Source organism: Mesorhizobium sp. M7A.F.Ca.US.014.04.1.1 (assembly GCF_003998745.1).
Classification (GTDB): domain Bacteria; phylum Pseudomonadota; class Alphaproteobacteria; order Rhizobiales; family Rhizobiaceae; genus Mesorhizobium; species Mesorhizobium ciceri.
Genome location: NZ_RZRW01000063.1, coordinates 1 through 16,329 on the forward strand (window position 1 = coordinate 1; position 16,329 = coordinate 16,329).

Annotated in this window: 15 protein-coding genes; 9 read left to right on the plus strand and 6 right to left on the minus strand. The window is 64.1% G+C overall.

Going from position 1 to position 16,329, the window contains the following annotated elements:
• Nucleotides 1-125: 125 nt before the first annotated feature.
• A complete protein-coding gene (locus EOA22_RS06795) occupies nucleotides 126-770 on the minus strand; it encodes an isochorismatase family cysteine hydrolase (protein ID WP_024502292.1) in 645 nt (214 codons plus the stop codon).
• Nucleotides 771-1,002: 232 nt separating this feature from the next.
• Here EOA22_RS06795 and EOA22_RS06800 point away from each other — a divergent pair, with 232 nt between their 5' ends.
• Together EOA22_RS06800 and EOA22_RS06805 are read left to right on the plus strand one after the other, a co-directional pair.
• Nucleotides 1,003-1,857: an NAD(P)-dependent oxidoreductase gene (locus EOA22_RS06800; RefSeq protein WP_024502293.1), complete on the plus strand. Its 855-nt coding sequence runs from the start codon at nucleotides 1,003-1,005 to the stop codon at nucleotides 1,855-1,857.
• Nucleotides 1,854-2,660: an SDR family NAD(P)-dependent oxidoreductase gene (locus tag EOA22_RS06805; protein ID WP_024502294.1), complete on the plus strand. Its 807-nt coding sequence runs from the start codon at nucleotides 1,854-1,856 to the stop codon at nucleotides 2,658-2,660. Before EOA22_RS06800 ends, EOA22_RS06805 begins: the two co-directional genes overlap by 4 nt.
• Before the next feature lie 107 nt (nucleotides 2,661-2,767).
• On the opposite strand, the gene EOA22_RS06810 is transcribed toward EOA22_RS06805, so the two are convergent.
• Nucleotides 2,768-3,553 carry an SDR family oxidoreductase gene (locus EOA22_RS06810; protein ID WP_063170106.1) on the minus strand — a complete coding sequence of 262 codons (786 nt, stop codon included), beginning with the start codon at nucleotides 3,551-3,553 and terminating at the stop codon, nucleotides 2,768-2,770.
• 99 nt (nucleotides 3,554-3,652) lie between these two features.
• On the opposite strand from EOA22_RS06810, the gene uxuA reads away from it, so the two are divergent.
• The 4 genes from uxuA to EOA22_RS06830 all read left to right on the plus strand — a co-directional run bounded on the left by uxuA (nucleotide 3,653) and on the right by EOA22_RS06830 (nucleotide 8,876).
• Nucleotides 3,653-4,837: a mannonate dehydratase gene (gene uxuA, locus EOA22_RS06815; RefSeq protein ID WP_063170107.1), complete on the plus strand. Its 1,185-nt coding sequence runs from the start codon at nucleotides 3,653-3,655 to the stop codon at nucleotides 4,835-4,837.
• A gap of 316 nt (nucleotides 4,838-5,153) precedes the next feature.
• Nucleotides 5,154-6,173 (plus strand): isopenicillin N synthase family oxygenase, encoded by a 1,020-nt coding sequence (locus EOA22_RS06820; RefSeq protein ID WP_013530313.1) that lies wholly within the window; start codon nucleotides 5,154-5,156, stop codon nucleotides 6,171-6,173.
• Between the two features lie 335 nt (nucleotides 6,174-6,508).
• On the plus strand, nucleotides 6,509-7,831 hold the full coding sequence (locus tag EOA22_RS06825) for an LLM class flavin-dependent oxidoreductase (protein ID WP_127389893.1): 1,323 nt from the start codon (nucleotides 6,509-6,511) through the stop codon (nucleotides 7,829-7,831).
• 25 nt (nucleotides 7,832-7,856) lie between these two features.
• On the plus strand, nucleotides 7,857-8,876 hold the full coding sequence (locus tag EOA22_RS06830) for an NADP-dependent oxidoreductase (protein WP_024502301.1): 1,020 nt from the start codon (nucleotides 7,857-7,859) through the stop codon (nucleotides 8,874-8,876).
• Nucleotides 8,877-9,062: 186 nt separating this feature from the next.
• Here EOA22_RS06830 and EOA22_RS06835 read toward each other — a convergent pair whose 3' ends face one another.
• From EOA22_RS06835 to EOA22_RS06850, 4 genes are read right to left on the minus strand one after another with little or no spacing between them, the layout of a single operon-like run.
• A complete protein-coding gene (locus EOA22_RS06835) occupies nucleotides 9,063-9,830 on the minus strand; it encodes an N-formylglutamate amidohydrolase (RefSeq protein ID WP_024502302.1) in 768 nt (255 codons plus the stop codon).
• Entirely contained in the window at nucleotides 9,830-11,152 is a 1,323-nt protein-coding gene (locus EOA22_RS06840; protein ID WP_013530317.1) for a glutamine synthetase, read from the minus strand. Before EOA22_RS06840 ends, EOA22_RS06835 begins: the two co-directional genes overlap by 1 nt.
• Nucleotides 11,149-11,796: an isochorismatase family cysteine hydrolase gene (locus EOA22_RS06845; protein ID WP_013530318.1), complete on the minus strand. Its 648-nt coding sequence runs from the start codon at nucleotides 11,794-11,796 to the stop codon at nucleotides 11,149-11,151. Before EOA22_RS06845 ends, EOA22_RS06840 begins: the two co-directional genes overlap by 4 nt.
• A complete protein-coding gene (locus EOA22_RS06850; protein ID WP_063170109.1) occupies nucleotides 11,793-12,731 on the minus strand; it encodes a MurR/RpiR family transcriptional regulator in 939 nt (312 codons plus the stop codon). Before EOA22_RS06850 ends, EOA22_RS06845 begins: the two co-directional genes overlap by 4 nt.
• Before the next feature lie 145 nt (nucleotides 12,732-12,876).
• Between EOA22_RS06850 and EOA22_RS06855 the strand changes: the two genes are divergently transcribed.
• The 3 genes from EOA22_RS06855 to EOA22_RS06865 form a co-directional block, all read left to right on the plus strand.
• Nucleotides 12,877-14,043 carry an FAD-binding oxidoreductase gene (locus tag EOA22_RS06855; RefSeq protein WP_063170110.1) on the plus strand — a complete coding sequence of 389 codons (1,167 nt, stop codon included), beginning with the start codon at nucleotides 12,877-12,879 and terminating at the stop codon, nucleotides 14,041-14,043.
• On the plus strand, nucleotides 14,043-15,899 hold the full coding sequence (locus tag EOA22_RS06860; RefSeq protein ID WP_063170111.1) for a branched-chain amino acid ABC transporter ATP-binding protein/permease: 1,857 nt from the start codon (nucleotides 14,043-14,045) through the stop codon (nucleotides 15,897-15,899). The genes EOA22_RS06855 and EOA22_RS06860 overlap by 1 nt, the downstream gene beginning before the upstream one ends.
• 41 nt (nucleotides 15,900-15,940) lie before the next feature.
• A partial coding sequence (locus EOA22_RS06865) for an ABC transporter substrate-binding protein (RefSeq protein WP_164755290.1) occupies nucleotides 15,941-16,329 on the plus strand: 389 nt, incomplete at its 3' end.

The following is a 16,329-nucleotide window of genomic DNA, read 5'->3' on the forward strand; positions in this document are numbered from 1 at the left end:
CGGCTCGGGGGTGCATCGCCGCTCGGCGGTTTCGAGGTCGCGCCTTTTTCGGATTGCGGTTTCTTTTCAGTCGTCACACCGGACTCCTATCGCCGCTGTCTCGGATGTCGCCGGTTTGGAAAAGCTCAAGCCGCGACCTCCGCTGGTTGAAGCGACGTCCCGTCGCGGAGGGCTGCGACGACATCAGCCGAATCGCTGACCACGCCGAAATGGGTCGCTATGTCGTAGAGCGAGCTTTCCTGCTCGCGTGGTCCCGTTGCCGCGCAGCAATCGCTTGGCACCACCACCTCATAGCCCTGGAAAAAGGCATCATGGACGGTCGAGCGCACGCAGATGTTGGTGACCACGCCGAAAATGACCAACTGATCGACCTGCATGTCTTTCAGCGTCAGGTCCAGGTCGGTTTGAAAGAAGGCCGAGTAGCGCCGCTTGATGACATGGATCTCATCATCGCGGGCGCCGAGATCCTCGATGATCTCCGGCCCCCAGCTTCCATCCAGGCAATGCGGTGTGCGCTTCAGCCATTCGCGCTCTCGTCGCATGCCCGGTCGGTGGCTGTCATGGACCCAGATCACCGGCACGCCGGCGGCGCGCGCAGCCTCGATCACGGCCAGTTGCGGCGCGACCAGCGTCTCGTACCCAGGCAGGACCATGGCCCCGCCGGGCTTGCAGAACTCATTGACCATATCGATGACGATAATGGCCGCACGGCGTGGATCGAGGCGCACCGCATCATCGTGCCGATGTGAGGAAAAACTGTCCACGGACATGGCGAGCTCCTTTGACCGATCGTTGATGCTCATACAAAAAACCCTAGTGGATGCCAAGTCAATCCCGTTCGACGCAAAGCGTGCTGGTCGGCCTTGCGCACCGCGCTCCGACAAGCGTATGCGCTATTTGCCCATCGCGAAATGGCCTTGACAACGCTTGTCAGGCATGTGCTCGATTTGTATGACCATCAATGATATTCAAGCCGCTGAATTGCGGAGCCGAGGCCGAGATATGAAAACCATCGTCACCGGAGCCAGCGGCCTGCTTGGCCGCCATGTGGCCGAGGCTCTGGTTGCGGCCGGCCACGATGTGCTTGGTGTCGATGCCGTGGTGCCGGGTGAGGTCGCATGGCGCCACGCAACCGCCGATTTGACCGATCTGGGATCGACACTGCAGCTGGTGCGCGATTGCGATGCCGTTGTGCATGTCGCGGCCATTCCGCGGCCGACCGGCCGGGCCGGCGGCGAGGTGTTCAAGACCAACATCGCGACCGCCTACAATGTGGTCGAGGCAGCCGCCATGGCCGGCGCCAGGCGCTTCATCTATGCCTCATCCTTCAGCGTCTTCGGCTATCCCTTTTTCGAAAAACCTGTGCGACCGCCCTATCTGCCGGTCGACCTGGACCACCCGGTCGGCGCGCAGGACCCGTACGGCCTGTCGAAATGGCTGGGCGAGGAAATCGTCGACGCGGCGGTGCGCCGCGGCGCCTTTTCGGCGGTCAGTATCCGCATGCCGTGGATCCAGACGCCGGGTTCATTTTTCGAGGGCGTCGGGCCGCGCCGCGCCACGGCCGACAGTGCCCGCGACCTGTGGGCCTATCTCGACGCGCGCGACGCCGGGCAGGGCTTCCTGCGGGCGCTTGAATGGCAAGGCGACGGCCATCTGCGCGTCCTGCTCAGCGCCGCCGACACCTTCATGGAAGAGGAAACCGAAGCGCTCGTGCGCCGGGTCTATCCCGATGTCGCTCTATCGCGGCCGATCGCCGGCTTTGGCGCCGTGCTCGACACGGTCCATGCGCGCGAAACGATCGGCTTCGAACCACAATATTCATGGCGTTCCTATCCAAAGCCGGAGACCGGGGGATGAAACGATTCGACCAGAAGAAGATCCTTGTCACTGGCGGCGCCGGCGCGATCGGCGGCGCGGCGGTGCGGCGTTTCCTTGACGAAGGCGCGCGCGTCGCCATTGTCGATCGCAATGGCGCGGCGGCGCAGCAACTGGCTCGCTCACTGGGTGAAAACGCCATTGCCATCGAAGCCGACGTCACCGATGAAGCGGATGTGCGGCGCGCCGTCGAGGCGACCGTCGAGACGTTCGGCGGCCTCGACGTGGTGTTCAACAATGCCGGCATTTCCGGCGTCGTCGCTCCCGTTCACGACCTGCCGGTCGAGGACTGGGATACGACCATCCGTATCAATCTGCGCGGTATCTTCCTCGTCCTGCAGGCATCGCTTCGGGCGATGATCAAGGCGGGGACCGGTGGCTCGATCGTCAACATGGGCTCATCCATGGCCGGTTGGGACGTCCTTTCGGGCGGTGCCGGCTATGTCGCTTCCAAACACGGCGTGGTCGGCCTGACGCGGGTTGCGGCGCTCGATGCTGCGCCCTACGGCATACGCGTCAATGCCATTTGCCCCGGCGTGATCGAGACGACGCTTGGCGTGCCGGCTTCCGGTGACGGCGAATTCAAGAGCAGCGTCCAGCATTTCGCCGACCGCATTCCATTGCGCCGCATCGGCCAGCCGGACGATGTCGCGGCCGCCGTGGCTTTCCTGGCCTCGGACGAGGCGAGGCACGTCACGGGCGTGGATTGGCTGATCGACGGCGGCCAGACCTTGCAGAGCTGGGCCAACGCCCCTGATGGCGGTGCGTTTCCGAAATTTCGCTAAAGCTCAATTTCGCTGCTCGATTTGCTTGAGCATTGATCTGCAAGAATTCGGCAAACCAATTGTCGGATGCCGGCCGCTCCCGCTAAAGGCCAGGCCCCATTCGCGATCTACTTCACGCCGATGCCGGCGGTCAGGCCGCCATCGATCTTGTAGTCCGCGCCAGTGCAGAAGCCGGCCTTCGACGAACACAGGAAAGCGATAAGTTCGGCCACCTCCTCCGGCTCGCCGATGCGCCCGATGGGGTGCGCTTCGCCGAAGCGCTTGTAGGCGGCCTCGACATCGGCGTCCGTGCCGTTCTCGCCGCGGGCGGCCTTCTCCAGGATCGGGGTGCGGATCGAGCCGGGGCTGACGGAATTGACGCGGATGCCGGAGCGCGCATGGTCCAGGGCCAGGGCACGCGTCAGCGTGTGGATGGCGCCCTTGGTGGTGGCATAGGCGGCGACGTTTTGCTGGCAGGCAAAGCCCTGCACCGAAGCGACGTTGACGATGGCGCCGCCGCCCCTGCGGACCATTTCCGGGATGCCGAAATGCGCGGTCAGATAGATCGACCCGACATTGACCGCCATCGCCTTGTTCCAGGTCTCGAAATCGGTGCTGACGGCGGTTCCGTACGGATGCACCGCCGCCGAATTGACGACGATATCGAGGCCGCCGAACCGCTCCACGCCGGCCGCGACCGCGTCGCGAACCTGATCGGGCACGGAGACGTCGGCGCCTATGACCAGCGCCCCGGCTGCGGAGCTTTCCAGCTCCGCTTTCAGTAGAGCGTTGGCCGCGCGGTCGATGCCGCAGGCGATGATCGCAGCGCCCCCTGCAGCGAGGCGTCTGGCGGTTGCGAGGCCAATCCCGGTCGTCCCCGTCACCAAGGCAACCTTGCCGTCGAAATCCTTCATTGGGAAAACTCCTTCATTCGCTGTCCGAAACCGGTTCCTAGTTTGACACCCATTGTGGTCCAACAATAGGTTGCCATCCTCTCGCAGAAGGAAGCGGCAATGGAACAGTGCTGGCGCTGGTATGGACCAAACGACCCGGTAACGCTCGATCATGTCAGGCAGGCCGGTGCGACCGGCGTGGTGAGCGCCTTGCACGATATCTATGACGGGCGCGCCTGGCCGCTCGAGAGCATTCTGGAGCGCAAGCGTGTCATCGAGGCCGCCGGCCTGACATGGTCGGTGGTCGAGAGCATTCCGGTCCACAACTCCTTCAAGGTCGGCGCGCCGGAACGCGAGCGCTACGCCGGCTACTATCGCGACTCAATCCGCGCGCTCGCCAAGGCCGGCATTGCGACGGTCTGCTACAATTTCATGCCGGTGGTCGACTGGACCCGCACGGATCTCGCCTATCGGCTGCCGACGACGGGCTATGCGCTGCGTTTCGACGCCATCGATTTCGCAGCCTACGACCTGTTCGTGCTGAAGCGCGTCAATGCCGAAGCCGGCTATACCGCTGCCCGTATCGCCGAAGCGGAAGCGCGGCTGAAGGAATTGAGCAGCGAAGCGATCGACAGGATCGAACGCAACCTGATCGCCGGCCTGCCGGCGACCGAGCGCAGCTATGACAGGGACAGTTTTCGCGAGGCCCTGGCGGACTACGATGCGATCGGACCAAAGGAGCTGCGCCAAAACCTTGCCTGGTTCCTGCGCGAGATCATTCCGGTGGCCGAAGAGGAGGGGGTGCGCATGTGCATCCATCCCGACGACCCGCCCTTCTCGCTCTATGGCTTGCCACGCATCGTTTCGACAGCCGAGGATGCGCGTTTCATCCTTAACGCCGTCGACAGCCCCGCCAACGGCCTGACGTTCTGCACCGGCTCTTATGGCACGCGCGCCGACAATGACATCGTCGCCATGGTCAAGGAATTCGCCGACCGCATCCACTTTGTCCACCTCCGCAACATCACCATCGAGGATGACGGCTCGTTCTACGAAGCCGAGCATCTCGAAGGCGGCACCGACATGGCGCATGTTATCCTCGCTCTGATGCAGGAAGAGGCGCGCCGTCGCAGGGAAGGCCGTGCCGACTGGCGCATTCCGATGCGACCAGACCATGGCCATCTGCTTGCCGACGACATCGGCAAGACCAGGATCAACCCCGGCTATTCGCTGATCGGCCGGCTGAAGGGCCTCGCCGAGCTGCGCGGCATCATGCGCGCCATCGAGCGGTTCGAGCTGGCTTGAAGCCGTCTTGCCGGTCGGCTGGCGGGATTTACAGACGATCACGCGCGATTGCGCTTCCGCTGCGACTTATACGCTGTCGCACTGGAAAGTGCGGTCCACGAGAGGCATGGCGGGTAAAGCACTTGTCGGGAAATTATTTGCCGACAGGTCATAATATGCAGCGCTGACGTTCTTCCATCCGGCCCGGATTGGACTTCCTGTTGCTTTGATCGGCACGCCTTGCGTGTCACTTTGAGATGCATTCATGCTCGAAGCTCTTGCCGGTGGTCGCTTCTACTTCTCCTAAGCCAGGGCAGAGAAAAGAAGGAAGCTGAACATGCCCAGAATTGTGCCGGTGCTTGACCTGAGCCGCCTCGAACAAGGTGCGTCCGAGTATCGTACCTTTCTCCTGGACCTGCGTACGGCAGCCCGGGACGTTGGCTTCTTCTATCTCAGCGGCCACGGAATTTCCGCCCCGGAGATCGACGACGTGCTCGATGCCTCGCGACGGTTCTTCGCGTTGCCGGAGGCCGACAAGCTGGCCATCGAAATGGTCAAATCCCAGCAGTTTCGCGGCTACACCCGCGCCGGCGGCGAACTGACCAAGGGCGCGGCCGACTGGCGTGAGCAACTCGACATCGGCGTCGAGCGCCAGCCCATAGCGCAGGGACCTGGAATTGCACCGTGGACACGGCTGCAGGGGCCGAACCAGTGGCCGTCTGCACTGCCGGAGCTCAAGCCGGCACTGCTTGCATGGCAGGCCAAGGCGACCGCGGTGGCCATTCGGCTGCTGAAAGCCTTCGCACTATCGCTCGATCAGCCCGAGGACGCCTTCGACGCGATCTATCGGGACTCGCCCAACCATCGCATGAAGATCGTCCGTTATCCCGGCCGTGACGCGACCGAAGGCGACCAGGGCGTCGGCGCGCACAAGGATGGCGGTTTCCTCACCCTGCTGCTGCAGGACGACAACAAGGGCCTGCAGGTCGAATATGACGGAAGCTGGGTGAATGTGGATCCGCTCCCTGGAACGCTGGTCGTCAACATTGGCGAACTGCTCGAACTGGCATCGAATGGGTATTTGCGTGCCACCGTTCACCGCGTCGTGACGCCGCCTGCCGGCGTCGAGCGGATCTCCGTTCCCTTCTTCTTCAGTGCGCGGCTGGACGCGACCATACCGCTTCTGACCCTGCCCGAGGAATTGGCGGCCGAAGCGCGCGGGCCGGCAAGCGATCCGGACAATCCGTTGTTCCGCGATGTCGGCACCAATGTGCTCAAAAGCCGACTGCGTTCACATCCCGACGTGGCACGCCGCCACTATGCCGATCTTCTCCAGGCCGGAGCGGCGGGTTCGTGAACTCAGCTCTGCACGAATTTTTGCCGTTTCATATGTTTTTTGGAATGCCATTCGTCGCCAAGGCTTCGAGATAGGCGCAAAAAGGTAAAATCGTTTAGCGGTTTCCTCCCATTCCGCTGGACGGTGTTCCCCTCTGAAGGTTCAAACCTTCTTTTGGCCGGGCCGCATTCGAGCCCGGCCATTTTTTGTCCTGGTCCCGGACAGCGCAAAACCTATGCTGCAAAAGGCCGGTGTGGAGGAACAGGATATCTTCCCGAGTTGCGCGGACCGTCCGATCCTGAGTTTAGGATTCGAGCGCTAGTGCTCGACTGTATCGATCGGTCGAAACGACTTTCATGACACAAAAACAATTGCACCTCGGCGCCTTCATGCGCCCCGTCAGCCTGCATACCGGCGCCTGGCGCTATCCGGGCGCCTATGCCGACGCCAATTTCAATTTCGCGCATCTGAAGCGCTTCGCCCAGACCTTGGAGGCGGCGAAGTTCGACGCCTTCTTCATGGCCGACCATCTGGCCGTTCTCAACATGCCGATCGAGGCGCTGCGGCGCAGCCACACGGTCACCTCGTTCGAGCCGTTCACGCTTTTGTCGGCGCTCGCCGCCGTCACCGACCATATCGGGCTGGTCGCCACCGCATCGACGCCGTTCGACGCGCCCTATCATGTTGCCCGCCGCTTCGCCTCGCTCGACCATATCAGCGGCGGACGCGCCGGCTGGAACATCGTCACCACGTCCAATCCGGATGCGGCGCTCAATTTCGGCCTCGACGAGCATGTCGAGCATGACGAGCGCTACCGGCGGGCCCGGGAATTCTACGATGTCGTCACCGGCCTGTGGGACAGCTTTGCCGACGATGCCTTCATCCGCGACGCCGAAAGCGGGTTCTATTTCGACCCGGCCAGGCTGCATGTGCTCGACCATAAGGGTGAGCATCTCTCGGTGCGCGGCCCACTCAACATCGCGCGGCCAATCCAGGGCTGGCCGGTCATCGTGCAGGCCGGCGCCTCGGAGGCAGGACGCCAACTGGCGGCGGAGACAGCGGAGGTCATTTTCGCCGCCCATGCCGATCTCGCGGCGGGGCAGCGCTTCTTCGCCGACGTCAAAGGCCGTGCGGAAAGGCTTGGCCGGTCGCGTGACGACATCAAGATCCTGCCCGGCGCCTTTGTCGTTGTCGGTGACAGCGTCGAGGACGCGCAGGCCAAGCGGGCGAAGCTCGACAGTCTCGTCTACTACGAGAGCGGCATCGCCTCGCTGTCGATCGCCATCGGACATGACGCGTCCGGTTTTGATCCCGACGCGCCCTTGCCCGAAATCCCCGAGACCAATGCCTCGAAGAGTGGCCGCGAGCGCGTCATCGAACTGGCACGCGAGGAGAACCTGACCGTCAGGCAGCTTGCGCAAAGGCTGGGCGGCTATTCCGGCCTTGCTTTTGTCGGCACGCCTGAAACAATCGCCGACGAGATGGAGGAATGGCTGATCGGCGAGGGTTCCGACGGGTTCAACATCATGTTTCCATACCTGCCCGCCGGGCTCGATGATTTTGCCGAGAAGGTGGTGCCGGAATTGCAAAGGCGAGGGATCTTCAGGCGGCAATATGAAGGGTCGACACTGCGCGAGAATCTCGGCCTGAAGCGTCCGCCCAACCGGTTTTTCGAGTAGAGCCTTCTTCGCAGGGAGATTTTCGATGTCGATCCAGTCCAACACCCGCATCGTGCTCGCGGCGCGGCCACAAGGCCGGCCAAAGCCGGATGATTTCCGCATCGAGACGGTTGATGTCGTCCAGCCGGGAGAGGGCGAACTGCTGCTGCAGATCCTCTATCTGTCGCTCGATCCCTATATGCGCGGGCGCATGAACGCTACGAAATCCTATGCCAGGCCCGTCGATGTCGACGGCGTGATGGAAGGCGGTACTGTTGCGCGCGTCGTGATCTCTCGCCACCCGGAATTTACCGAAGGGGATATCGTGTTGTCCCATTCCGGCTGGCAGAGTTTTGCCTTGTCCGACGGTGTGGGGCTGCGCAAGCTGGATCCCGCTGCGGCACCCATCACGACGGCGCTTGGCGTGCTCGGCATGCCGGGCTTCACGGCCTATGCCGGTCTGCTCACCATCGGGCAGCCGAAGCCTGGCGAGACGGTCGTCGTGGCGGCCGCCAGCGGCGCGGTCGGGTCGGCCGTTGGCCAGATCGCGCGCATCAAGGGCGCGCGTGCCGTCGGCATTGCCGGCGGTGCCGACAAGTGCGCCTTCGTGCGAGACGAACTCGGCTTCGATGCGGTCGTCGATCACCGTGCCGATGATTTTGCCGAGCAGTTGAAGGCAGCCTGCCCCGGTGGCATCGACATCTATTTCGAGAATGTCGGTGGTCCTGTCTGGGACGCGGTGTTTCCGCTGCTGAACGAATTTGCGCGTGTGCCGGTCTGCGGGCTGATCGCGCAGTACAACGTCATCGCGGATGCCGGCGTCGACCGCTTGCCGGTATTGATGCAGCAAGTGCTGCACCGCAGCCTGACGATCAGGGGGTTTATCCAGCGTGAATTTGTCGACCAGCGCCCGGCCTTCTATCGTGAGATGGCCGAATGGATATCGTCCGGCCGCGTCCGCTACAGGGAAGATATCGTCGATGGCATCGAAAATGCACCACAGGCCTTTCTCGGCCTTCTCGATGGCAAGAATTTCGGCAAGCTGATCGTGCGTATCGCGGAATAAATGCCGCGCAACGATCAGGCGGGGCTGCTTGGGTAATTTCTGCCGCAGCCGTGGCCGCGGGGCGTGATTGCCAGCAGCCGCCGATCAGCCGGTTGCCCCGGCTGCCGATGACGCCGAGCGGCGAGAAACGCAACTTGCCGATCTGGGCGATGGTCGCGGCGTCGCGCTCGCGCAGGCTTGGATTGCTCACGGCACGGTTTCTGTCTCGAGTGCCGGCAGTGCCGCCGCCAGCCGGTCCGCCCATTCCTCGATGCCGGACCGTGTCGACAAAAGATCCTGCCGGATCTCGACGAGGACGGCGGCGATGCCGCGATCGTCGCCATGGATGGGCACGGCGTAGTCGGCGTCGCGGCTGATCACATAGGGTACATTGGCCGCAACATTGAGCGCCGCATCGGTGCGCAGGCCCGAAAGGATCGCTTCGGCGAGACCTCTTGCTTGGTCATGCAGCACGCCGGCATGCCAGGGCCTGCTGACGCCGAGGAAGACCGGCGTGAAAGAATGGATCGTCACGATCCGCGTCTGCCGGCCTGCTTGTGCCCGGCGGTCGAGATAAGCGGTCACCCGGTCATGGAACGGCGAAAAGATGATCTCGGCGCGCCGGGTCCGCTCCGCCGCATCGATGCCGACATTCCCGGGAATGTCGGTGTCTTCCGACAGTACCGGAATGCTGCCTGGCGTGCCCAGTGGCCGGTTGAGGTCGATCAGCAGCCGCGAATAGCCGCTGAGGAAGGCCGGAGCATCGAGCTTCGACGACAGCAGGCGGGTCACTTCGGCGGCGCCGATATCCCAGGCGATGTGGCGCTGCAGATGGTGGGCATCGAGGCCAAGCTGTCGATACTCGACCGGCATGTGGTTGGACGCATGCTCGCACAACAGCACGATATCGGAACGGCCGTGCTCGTTGAGGGCCTCGACGGCCTCGGGCCAATCTTTTTTTGTCACTGCGGTCATCAATAGAGCGTCCGGTAGAGATCGCAGATGGAGGCCGGATCGAGACCGGCAAGACGCTCGGCTTCATGTCGCTTGAGGCCGACGAAGGTTTCGATGAAGACGGGCGCGAACCATCCCGTCACGGTGCCGTCGGCCAGCAGCGCGTCCAGTGCCGCGGGCAGGGTTTCGGGCAGGCGCACCAGACCAAGACTTGCCCGCTCCGCCTCGCTCATCAGTGTCGGGTCGCCGGTGACCAAAGGTGGCGACGGCAGGCCCGCCTCCAGCCCCTCCAGCCCGGCGCGGATGATCGCCGCCAGCGACAGATAGGGATTGCCGGTGGCGTCGGCGGCCCGGTATTCGATGTTGTATTGCCGCGCCGGATCCCGTCCGCCGATCGTCACCGTCGGGCAGATGCGCAGCGACGCCTCGCGGTCGCGGTCGGCAAGCCAGGTGTAGGAAGAACTCCAGCTGTGCGGCTTCAGCCGGTAGAAGGACGACACGCTCGACGCCGTCATGGCGGTCATCCCAGGCAGATGGCGCAGCACGCCGGCACAGAAGGCGCCCGCTTTGGCGGAAAGGCCGCCCGCCAGTGCCGGATCGTAAGTCATCGGCTTGCCGGCCTCGTCGACGAAGCTGAAATGGATGTGGACGCCGTTGCCGACGGCGGTTGGCGCTGTCTTGGGGGCGAAGCTCGCACGCCAGCCGGCATTGCGCGCCAACTCGCGCGTGATTTCGCGGATGGCGACGGCGCGGTCGGCCGCCGTCAGCGCGTCCGCCGGCTCGTGCGTCACCTCGAACTGCTCGTCGCCGAATTCGGCGATGACCACCTCGGGCGCGACGCCGGCTTCCTCGAGCGCCGCCATCAGATTGGGCGCGAAAGGGTCGGCGCGGCGCAGTGCGGCGAAAGACATTGAATGCGCCTGTGCGAAGCCGCCGTCGGCAACGTTGAATTCGTGCTCGAAAGCGGCGATGACCGACAGGCCGGTTGCGGCTTTCAAATCGGCCAGCGCGTCTTTGAGCATCGTGCGGGTGCAGCCGAGCCATGGGCTGCCGTCGAGCTCGACGATGTCGCCGGCGACCATATCGAATGGCGTTGCCGATCCGGTGCGTGTCGTGCGAAAGCGCGCTTCGAGATCGGGGATCAGCCGCAGGTCGCCCGACGAGCCCCAGGGGTTGGGATCGACGATCGAGTTGAACGGTGTCAGCGACAGATTGGCCTGCAGCCAACCGACGCCGGTCGTGGCGGTCTTCTGCAACTTGCTTTCGGCAACGAAACGGCCCCGCGTGACGGCGGAGAGATCCGTGGTGACGACGGCAACCAGAGGCTCGACAGTCGACGTCATGCCGGTTTTCCCAAAGCGTTGAAGCGGTCGACGACCGTGTCGGTGTCAGCCACCCAGCAGTAGCCGCCGAAGGCCTTGAGCGCGATGTCGTGGCGTTCCTGGGTGATGGTGGCGCAGGCATCCGATACGCAGGTGACAAGATAGCCGCGGTCGGCGCCGTCGCGCACCGCCATGTCGACGCATTGATCGGTCAGCACGCCGACCACGACGAGATAGCGGATGCCGAGGTTCTTGAGGAGATAGTCGACATTGGTCGAATTGAAGATGCCCGACGACGTCTTCGGCAACATGATCTCGTCGCCAACCGGCGCCAGCGATGCCACCGGCAGTCCTTCGGGGAGACTGGGCGCAACATGGATCGGTGTCAGCTTGTGGTCGAGCGAGCGCTCACGGCCGTCTTCGGTCAGGCTCTGAATGATGGTGTGCAGCACCTCGACGCCATTGGCCCGCGCCGCCGCCAGCAGGCGCTCCTGGTTGGGGATCGTCTGCGAGGATGTCTGCCGGTAAAAATAATGATCGGGGCCACGTTCCGGATGCGACGGATCGGCGCCCGGCTCCAGCCAGATGCGCTGCATGTCGACGAGTAGCAGTGCCGTTTCGCCGGCACGGAAGGCTTCGTCTCGTTTGGGTAGGGCCTGGGTCATGCTTTGTCGTCCTGCTTTGCTGATTTGGGTCCCGGTGTCTTGCGGGGGCCGGGTGTCTTGCGCGCGCCGTTCTCTTGCGGTTCGCTGTCGAGCGTCACGGCATTGGCATGCCGCACCTTTTCGAGTCGCTCGATGCGGGCGCGGGCCTCGTCGCCCAGCGTCGAAACGATATGGGCGACCAACGCTTCCATCTGTGCGATCGCCGGCGCCAGCGTGTCGTAAGGTGAGGCGACTTCGAGCGGGCTGACGATGGTGACTTCGGCGAGATCTGATATCGGCGACAGCCATTGGTCGGTGAACAGGACGATGCGCACATCGAGCGCCGCCGCTTGTTTTGCATAGGCCATCACATCGAGTTGGTAGCGGCGGTAGTCGAAGACGACGAGCACGTCGCGCCGGCCGAGGTCGGCCAGCGTGTCGAAGATCTGCGGAGAGAGCACGCCGAGATCGCGAACCCCGGAGCGGAACTGCACGAGATAGCCGGCCAGCATGCCGGCGATGTGGCGGCTGAACCGGCCGCCAACCATCACGATCTCGCCCTTGGCCTCCATCAGCAAGCGGGCCGCCCGCTCGTAAGTCTGGACGGGTGTCGCGGCGGTGGCTTTCTGCAAGGCCGTGGTGACGCTATCGAGATAGGCCAGCACGGCGCTGTCGTTGGAACCGCTCTGCCGCTTGGCCTCCATCATCAGCAGCGGCGAGTGCAGTCTTGCCTCGACTTCGGCCAGAAGCCTCGCCTGGAAATCCGGAAACCCTTCATAGCCGAGCTTCATCACCAGCCGCACCACGGTTGGATCGCTGACGCCAGCGCGCCGGGCGAGCGATGAGGCGGTGCCGAGGCCGGAGGTCGGATAGTCCGTCAACAGCAGTCGAACGATCTTCTCCTCCGACGGCGTCAGCGCAAGATCCCCGCGCATCAGAACATCGCGTATCGCCATGGGCCTCCCCGGAATCCGTGTTCTCTTGTTTTGTCGAGTTTATTACAGAGATTTAAATATCGGTCAACAATGAAGAGATGTTGACATTGCGCGATCGCTGGCCCTACCTTGTCGAAAAGCAGCCAAGAGACTGTGGGGAACAGCCATGCGAAATGGAAGCGACGTCATCGTCGTCGGTGCCGGTATTGTCGGATCGAGCGCGGCCTATGATCTGGCCAAAGCCGGTGTGAAGGTCACGCTGGTCGAGCAGACCCATCCCGCCGGCGGCCCGTCGGGCAAATCGTCGGCGCTGCTGCACGCCTTCTACCTGATGCCGGAACTGTCGCAGCTATCCATCCGTGGCCGAGAGATCCTGGTGTCGCTGCCCGAAATCGCGGGCGAAGGATCCTTTGTCACCGAAATCGGCATGATGTGGGTCTGCGGCAACGACAACAAGGCGAGCTGGACGTCGGCAGCCGAACGCATCCGCGGCGAGGGCGCGCGCATCAAGACATTGTCGCCGCAGGCCTTTGCCGATGCCGCACCGGGCTTTGCCCTGGACAATGTCGCGCTGGCGCTGTGGGAACCCGAGTATGGCTATGCCGATGCCTTCGGCGCCACCAATGCTATTGCCCGTGCCGCCCGCGCCAGTGGTGCCAGGATCATGCAGAACACGTTGGTCGAGAGCCTCCAGCGGCAGGGCGACCGCATCACGGGTGTCATCTTGACCGATGGAACGATGCTGGAGGCCGATACCGTCGTCCTGGCCGCCGGGCCGTGGACGCGCCGGCTGCTGGCGACGGTCGGCCTCGATCTGCCGCTGCATGTCGAGCGCCATCCGATGGCCGTGCTCGACGCTGCCGGCAAGGCAAGGCAGGTCATGCCGTTCGCCTGGTGCGACGACATTTCCTGCAACTATGCGCGGCCAGACAATGACGGCGTCATCCTCGCCGGGACCTGGGCCGGCGGCGGCACCGGCCTGCGCCACGAACATGCAGGCCGTCCACGCTTCGTCGAAAATCCCGATGATTACATGGAAGGTGTCGAGGAGCAGGAATCGGTCGAGATCCTGGAGACCTTCGCCAGCCGCGTGCCGGCCATGGCCGAGCTTGGCATCCGGCCGGGCTATGCCGGTCTCTACGACATGAGCCCCGACGATCTGCCGGTCATCGGCGCCATGCCTGATGTCGAAGGGCTGGTCGTTTCGGCGGGGTCTTCCGGCCACGGCTTCAAGACCGGGCCGGCAGTCGGCGAGGCGGTGGCCAAGCTGGTCACCCAAGGCGCGCAACCGATCCTGGCCCCGTTTTCACCCGATCGCTTCAGGGCCGCGTGATGGCGTCGGTGACGACGAGCGAGAGCAAGAGTTCCGGCTTCATGCCGGCCGCGTTCCGCAACGCCACGGCCGATGCCCTGTGCATGGTCGCGGTGCTGTTGCTGGTGGCGCTTGCCGCCTTCATCTTCGGCGGCGCCGCCATGCAACGCGTCGTCACCTATGCCGCGATCATGCTGACGGCGGTGCTCGGCCTGCAGATATTCTCCGGCAACAGCGGCATCGTCTCGTTCGGCCAGGCGGCCTTTGTCGGCCTCGGCGCCTATGCGACAGGCATCCTCACCATGCCGACGGCACTGCAGCGAACGGCGCTGCGCGACCTGCCGCAATTCCTCGCCGGCCATCAACTCTCCTTCGTCGCAGCGCTGGCCATCGTCCTGGCTCTGGCGGTCGTCGTCGGCCTGCTGACCGGTGCGCCGCTGCTAAGGCTTTCCGGATCGAGCGCCTCGATCGCCACGCTGGCCATGCTGATCATCGTCTACACGCTGCTGGTCGCCGGGCGCGAGATCACCCGCGGCAGCCAGCCTTTCTACGGCGTGCCGCGTGAGGTCGGGCTGTGGACCGCTGCCGCAGTCGCTTCGGTGGCGCTGGTGGCGGCGAGGCTGTTTCGCGAAACCTCTTTCGGCCTTGCCAGCCGAGCCGCCGCCAATGACGAGCGTGGTGCGGCCGCCGTCGGCGTCGACCAACGCACGGCGCGTCTGGCCGCCTGGGTGGCGGGTGTCGTCGCCGCCATGGCTGCCGGCGCCATGATGGCGCAGTTTCTGGGTGCGTTTTCACCGCGCGATTTCTATTTCGACCTGGGCTTCACCATGCTTGCCATGCTGATCGTCGGCGGCATGACCTCGTCGCTCGGCGCTTTCGCCGGCGTCATCGTCACCATCGTTTTGGTCGAAGTGGTACGCCGCTTCGAAGGCGGCGGCGAAGTGCTCAGCCTGCATCTGCCTGTCCTGTTCGGCTTGACCCAGGGCGTGCTTGCCATCGCCATGATCCTGGTCATCTGGCGACGCCCGACCGGCCTGTTCGGCGAGCGTGAGCTGAACCTGCTGCGCCGGCCCGGACGTCAGGCCGTGACGGCTTCGGCGGCACCTCCGCAGCGTGTCGAGAGTGACCGGCTCTCCGCCGAGCGTCTGTCGCGCCGTTATGCCGGCGTCGTTGCTGTCGACGACGTCAGCCTGAGTTTCGAAACGGACAGCATCACCGGTATCATCGGCCCCAATGGCGCCGGCAAGACGACGCTGCTCAACATGCTGGCCGGTGATGTCAAGCCAAGTGCCGGTACCGTGTCGGTGGGTGGCGCGGTGCGGCAGGCTTCTGCCTTCCGCTTCGCGCGCTCCGGCGTTGCCCGCACCTTCCAGAACATCCGCGTCTTCCCGCACATGACGGTGCTGGAAAACGTCGTCGTCGCCGCACGCCAGGTAGAGCCTGATCTCGTCCATGCCGAGGCGGCGGCAATGGGTGAACTTGCGCGCATGGGGCTGGAGAGATTTGCCGATCAGCCGGCCGCCAGGCTTGCCTATGGCCAGCGACGCCGGTTGGAAGTGGCACGTGCGCTGGCGTTGAAGCCGCGCTTCCTGCTGCTGGACGAGCCGGCCGCCGGCATGAACGCCGTCGAGACCGCCGAACTGGTTTCCATCCTCTCGACAGTCCGCACCGAGCGCCGCATCGGCGTCGTCCTGATCGAGCACGACATGAGGCTGGTGATGAACCTGTGCGAACGCATTGTCGTCATCGATCATGGCCGCGTCATCGCCGACGGCACGCCGGGCGACGTTCAGAAGAACCCCGCCGTGATCGCCGCCTATCTCGGCAGCCGCACGGCGCTCGCCAAGACCGCAACGCCTGAAAACCAGACCGCATAGACCGCAACGACCAACGACAAAAATCCAGAAGGAGAACCGACATGCCAAGCCTCTATCGCCTCCATCGCGCCGCCTTCTGCGCTGCCGTGTTCGGCATCGCCACCATTTCGACGGCCAGCGCCGAGGAGATCATCATCGGTGCCGCGACCGCGCAGACAGGCGGTCTTGCCCCTTACGACCAGCCGGCACTTGCCGGCCTGCGCATGTCGCTCGACGAACTCAACGCCAAGGGCGGGTTCGGCGGCAAATACACCGTCAAGCTGCTGATCAAGGACACCCGCTCCGACACCGCGCAGACCGCCACGGTCGCGCAGGAGCTGATCGATGCCGGCGCCAAGATCATGATCACGCCGTGCGATGCCGATCCCTCGATTTCCGCCGGCCAGCTGACCCAGCCTCTCGGCATTCCGACCCTGACGCTGTGCGGCTC

Bases quoted from the DNA above. Each gene is read 5' to 3' on its own strand.
- EOA22_RS06805 (WP_024502294.1), top strand. From the start codon at position 1,854: ATGAAACGATTCGACCAGAAGAAGATCCTTGTCACTGGCGGCGCCGGC.
- EOA22_RS06810 (WP_063170106.1), bottom strand. From the start codon at position 3,553: ATGAAGGATTTCGACGGCAAGGTTGCCTTGGTGACGGGGACGACCGGG.
- EOA22_RS06830 (WP_024502301.1), top strand. From the start codon at position 7,857: ATGTCGATCCAGTCCAACACCCGCATCGTGCTCGCGGCGCGGCCACAA.
- EOA22_RS06855 (WP_063170110.1), top strand. From the start codon at position 12,877: ATGCGAAATGGAAGCGACGTCATCGTCGTCGGTGCCGGTATTGTCGGA.
- EOA22_RS06845 (WP_013530318.1), bottom strand. From the start codon at position 11,796: ATGACCCAGGCCCTACCCAAACGAGACGAAGCCTTCCGTGCCGGCGAA.
- EOA22_RS06825 (WP_127389893.1), top strand. From the start codon at position 6,509: ATGACACAAAAACAATTGCACCTCGGCGCCTTCATGCGCCCCGTCAGC.
- EOA22_RS06800 (WP_024502293.1), top strand. From the start codon at position 1,003: ATGAAAACCATCGTCACCGGAGCCAGCGGCCTGCTTGGCCGCCATGTG.
- EOA22_RS06820 (WP_013530313.1), top strand. From the start codon at position 5,154: ATGCCCAGAATTGTGCCGGTGCTTGACCTGAGCCGCCTCGAACAAGGT.
- EOA22_RS06850 (WP_063170109.1), bottom strand. From the start codon at position 12,731: ATGGCGATACGCGATGTTCTGATGCGCGGGGATCTTGCGCTGACGCCG.
- EOA22_RS06840 (WP_013530317.1), bottom strand. From the start codon at position 11,152: ATGACGTCGACTGTCGAGCCTCTGGTTGCCGTCGTCACCACGGATCTC.
- EOA22_RS06795 (WP_024502292.1), bottom strand. From the start codon at position 770: ATGTCCGTGGACAGTTTTTCCTCACATCGGCACGATGATGCGGTGCGC.
- uxuA (WP_063170107.1), top strand. From the start codon at position 3,653: ATGGAACAGTGCTGGCGCTGGTATGGACCAAACGACCCGGTAACGCTC.
- EOA22_RS06835 (WP_024502302.1), bottom strand. From the start codon at position 9,830: ATGACCGCAGTGACAAAAAAAGATTGGCCCGAGGCCGTCGAGGCCCTC.
- EOA22_RS06860 (WP_063170111.1), top strand. From the start codon at position 14,043: ATGGCGTCGGTGACGACGAGCGAGAGCAAGAGTTCCGGCTTCATGCCG.